This window comes from Streptomyces sp. UH6 (assembly GCF_013421635.1).
In the GTDB taxonomy this organism is placed as follows: Bacteria; Actinomycetota; Actinomycetes; order Streptomycetales; family Streptomycetaceae; genus Streptomyces; species Streptomyces abyssomicinicus.
This window is the reverse complement of sequence record NZ_JACADT010000481.1, coordinates 1-4,260: the sequence shown is the minus strand read 5'-3', so window position 1 is coordinate 4,260 and position 4,260 is coordinate 1. Positions and strand designations below refer to the sequence as shown.

Annotated in this window: 3 protein-coding genes and 2 pseudogenes; 3 read left to right on the top strand and 2 right to left on the bottom strand. The window is 73.2% G+C overall.

Features of this window, described 5'->3' with window-relative positions; translation table 11 throughout:
- Window positions 1-499 (bottom strand): annotated as a pseudogene (locus tag HW445_RS20390) (heavy metal transporter); the annotation flags it as partial.
- A 149-nt stretch (window positions 500-648) separates the two neighbouring features.
- Between HW445_RS20390 and dapE the strand changes: the two are divergent.
- On the top strand, window positions 649-1,728 hold the full coding sequence (dapE, locus tag HW445_RS20385; protein WP_180222424.1) for a succinyl-diaminopimelate desuccinylase: 1,080 nt from the start codon (window positions 649-651) through the stop codon (window positions 1,726-1,728).
- A gap of 152 nt (window positions 1,729-1,880) precedes the next feature.
- Window positions 1,881-2,732: a TIGR00730 family Rossman fold protein gene (locus tag HW445_RS20380; protein ID WP_180222423.1), complete on the top strand. Its 852-nt coding sequence runs from the start codon at window positions 1,881-1,883 to the stop codon at window positions 2,730-2,732.
- Between the two features lie 28 nt (window positions 2,733-2,760).
- Here HW445_RS20380 and folP read toward each other — a convergent pair whose 3' ends face one another.
- Complete coding sequence (gene folP, locus HW445_RS20375; RefSeq protein ID WP_180222422.1) at window positions 2,761-3,621, bottom strand: dihydropteroate synthase; 861 nt, start codon at window positions 3,619-3,621, stop codon at window positions 2,761-2,763.
- Between the two features lie 120 nt (window positions 3,622-3,741).
- Here folP and HW445_RS34150 point away from each other — a divergent pair.
- Window positions 3,742-4,059: pseudogene (locus HW445_RS34150) on the top strand (DivIVA domain-containing protein); the annotation flags it as partial.
- Window positions 4,060-4,260: the final 201 nt, after the last annotated feature.

Here is a 4,260-nt window from a genome sequence, read left to right as displayed (position 1 = left end):
GCCCGGTGAGCGCCGAGGCCATCAGCGCGGCGTCCGGCTCGTGCTTGGCGTAGGCGTCCGGGAAACCGCTGCGCTGCACCTCCTGGGCGGCCACCGTCAGCGGCAGCTCGGTGTAGTCGGGCACCTTCACCAGGTGGTCGTAGAACTGGCCGGCCGAGTACGCCGGGTCCATGATCTCCTTCGGCGTCCCCCATCCCTGCGAGGGCCGTTGCTGGAACAGGCCGAGGGAGTCCCGGTCGCCGTAGCGGATGTTGCGCAGCGAGGACTCCTGGAGCGCGGTGGCCAGGGCGATGGTGACGGCGCGCTCGGGCAGGCCGCGCGCCGTGCCCACGGCGGTGATGGTAGCGGCGTTCACCGCCTGCTCGGGCGTGAAAGCGTACCGGGCGGGCTCACCCCGTCCACCCGAGGCGACCACCTCGCAGCCCGGTCCGGAAGGACCGGCTCCGCCACCGTGCAGGTACCGGGTGGCGACGTAGCCCGCGAGGGAGAACAGCACCATCAGGGCCGCCCCGAAACGGAAGAGGCGACCACGACGCTTGGGGGCGGTTGACGTCTCTGTCACGGGTAACACGGTAACGGAGGTGCGTCCTCCTGCCCGAGCCCCTGTGGACAACCTCTCACCGCCGGGTGCGGGTTAAGGTCGGGGCCATGGCCGAAATCCCGCTGGACCTTTCGTTGGACGCCGCCCGGCTGACCGCGCGGCTCGTCGACCTCCCCTCCGAGAGCGGCGACGAGAAGCCGCTGGCGGACGCGATCGAGGCGGCACTGCGCTCCCTGCCCCACCTCTCCGTCGACCGGCACGGCAACAACGTGGTGGCCCGCACCCACCTGGGCCGCTCCGAACGGGTCGTGCTCGCCGGACACATCGACACCGTGCCCATCGCGGAGAACGTCCCCTCCCGGCTCGACGAGGAGGGCGTGCTCTGGGGCTGCGGCACCTGCGACATGAAGTCCGGAGTCGCCGTGCAGCTGCGGATCGCCGCCACGGTGCCGGAGCCCAACCGGGACCTGACCTTCGTCTTCTACGACAACGAAGAGGTCGCCGCCCACCTCAACGGCCTCGGCCATGTGGCTGCCGCACACCCCGACTGGCTGGAGGGCGACTTCGCCGTCCTGCTGGAGCCCACCGACGGCCAGGTCGAGGGCGGCTGCCAGGGCACCCTGCGGGTCAAGCTGCGCACCAAGGGGGAGCGGGCCCACTCGGCGCGCTCCTGGATGGGCGCCAACGCCATCCACGCCGCCGCCCCGATCCTGGAGCGTCTGGCCGCCTACGAGCCGCGCCGCCCGGTGATCGACGGCCTGGAGTACCGCGAGGGCCTGAACGCGGTGGCCGTCGAGGGGGGAGTGGCGGGCAACGTCATCCCCGACCTGTGCACCGTGACCGTCAACTTCCGGTACGCCCCCGACCGGGACGAGCAGGAGGCGATCGCGCACGTCCGCGAGGTCTTCGAGGGCTGCCCGATCGAGGAGTTCGTGGTCGACGACCACAGCCCCGGCGCCCTCCCCGGCCTCTCCCACCCGGCGGCGCGCGCCTTCATCGAGGCCGTCGGCGGCACCCCGCAGCCGAAGTTCGGCTGGACCGACGTCTCCCGGTTCAGCGCCCTGGGCGTGCCGGCGGTCAACTACGGGCCCGGCAACCCGCTGCTCGCCCACAAGCGGGACGAGCGGGTCCTGGCGTCGATGATCCCCGAGGCCGAGCGCCGGCTGCGGGACTGGCTGACGGCCTGAACAAGGTCCCCGCCCTCGCGCGGGTGCGGAATTCACACCGAAACGGGTACCGGACGGCACACGACGGACATGTTCGCGTCCCCAGTGGGTAACCCGCGTAGACCTAATCTTTACGGAGGACGCGGAGAACCCCGTCACGGAGAGGAGAGCCCATGACCACAGGCAACTCCGAGGGAACACAGGTCTCGGTGCGCGAGGAGCGGCTCGGTTACCTGCTGCAGGGCCTCGACCCGGTCGAGGCCACGCCCGCGGCCGCGCCCGCGGACCGGGCGCCCGGCCGCGCCGGGGACAGCGACCGCAGACTGCTCGACCCGGACGGCGCGTCCGGCTGGACCGAACGCGACGCCTGGCAGGTCGCCCGGATCCAGGCGGAATTCGGGGAGGGCTTCCGCGCGCTGTCCGGGCTGCCGCACGCGGTCAGTGTCTTCGGCTCGGCCCGCACCAGCCCCGGATCCGCCGAGTACGAGGCGGGCGTCCGGCTGGGCCGGGCGCTGGCCGAGGCCGGCTGGGCGGTGATCACCGGAGGCGGCCCGGGTGCCATGGAGGCCGCCAACAAGGGCGCCCAGGAGGGCGGAGGCGTCTCCGTCGGCCTGGGCATCGAGCTGCCCTTCGAGACCGGTCTCAACCCGTACTGCGACATCGGGCTGAACTTCCGGTACTTCTTCGCCCGCAAGACCTGCTTCGTGAAGTACTCGCGCGGCTTCGTCGTCCTGCCCGGCGGGATGGGCACCCTCGACGAGCTCTTCGAGGCCCTCACCCTGGTCCAGACGGGCAAGGTGACCCGCTTCCCGATCGTCCTGTTCGGCACCGCGCACTGGGGCGGGCTGGTCGACTGGATCAAGTCCACCCTGGTCGCCGACGGCAAGTGCGCCGAACGCGACCTGGACCTCTTCCACCTCACCGACGACGTCGACGAGGCGGTCGCCCTGCTCTCCCGCGAGGCGGCGGGCTCCGGCGAGGCGGCGGGCCACGAGGCCGCCGGACCCGGCGCAGGGGCGGCCTGAGGGGCCGCCCGAAAGGCCGGGCCGGCCCTCAGGCCAGGCCGCGGCGGGCCACGGCCGGCGGGCGGTGTCCCGCGATCGAGGCCACCATGTCCAGCACCTGCCGGGTCTCCGCGACCTCGTGCACCCGGTACACCTGGGCGCCCAGCCAGGCCGAGACCGCGGTCGTCGCCAGCGTGCCGAGCAGCCGCTCCTTGACCGGCCGGTCCAGGGTCTCGCCGACGAAGTCCTTGTTGGAGAGCGAGACCAGCACCGGCCAGCCGGTGGCCGTCATCTCGCCGAGCCGGCGGGTCGCCTCCAGGCTGTGCCGGGTGTTCTTGCCGAAGTCGTGCCCCGGGTCGATCAGCACCGACTCGCGGGGCACGCCCAGGGACACCGCCCGCTCGGCCAGCCCCACGGTGACCTTCAGGATGTCCGCCATCACGTCGTCGTAGGCCACCCGGTGCGGCCGGGTCCGCGGCTCCGCCCCGCCGGCGTGCGTGCACACCAGACCCACCCGGTACCGGGCCGCCACCTCGGCCAGCCTGGGGTCGACGCCGCCCCAGGCGTCGTTCAGCAGGTCGGCCCCGGCCTCGCAGACGGCCTCGCCGACCTCGTGCCGCCAGGTGTCGACGCTGATCACCACGTCGGGGAACCGGCGGCGCACCTCGGCCACGAAGCCGACCGTCCGGCGGGCCTCCTCCTCGGCGCCGACCTCCTCGCCCGGTCCCGCCTTCACGCCGCCGATGTCGATGATCGCGGCGCCCTCGGCCACCGCCTGCTCCACCCGGGCGAGCGCCGGCTCGTCGGCGAAGGTGGCGCCCCGGTCGTAGAAGGAGTCCGGCGTCCGGTTCACGATGGCCATGATCACCGGCTCGTGCGTGTCGAACTCACGCCTGCCCAGCCTGAGCATCCCGTACGGCCTCTTTCCTCTACGTCCGGTCTTCGGCTGTCTGCGACCCTAACCGCCCCGGAGGCATGGCACGATCGGACCCCTGGCAACTTCGACACGCGGGGGGCCGCAGCCTTGGCAATGTTCCTCTTCCTGGTCGTCGCGCTCGCCGTGGTGGTGAGCGCGACCACGTTGGCCGTCGTCGGCGGCGGTGACCGCCCTGTCCTTCCCGACGCGCCGCCGGACCGTCTGCACGACCCGCTGCCCCCGCACCGTGCGGCGACGGTGCGGGACGTGGAGCAGCTCCGCTTCCCGCCGGCCCTGCGCGGCTACCGGATGGCTGACGTGGACGACGCGCTCACCCGTCTGACCCACGAACTCACCGCACGCGACGAGCGCATCGCCGCCCTGGAGTCCGCCCTGGACACCGCCCGCGCGGACGCCGCCCGGGCGACGCTGCTCGCGGTGCGGGCGGACGAGCAGGAGCGGGAGGCGGAGAAGGACGCGCTGAAGAAGGCACCGGCGGAGGACCGCGCCGAGGCGCGGGAGGAGGACCGGGCGGCGGGCCGCGCGCAGGCGCCGGACAAGGAGACGGACGAGACGGTGGACGAGAAGACGGACGAGACGGTGGACGGCGCCGGGGCGTCCGGCCGCCCGGAC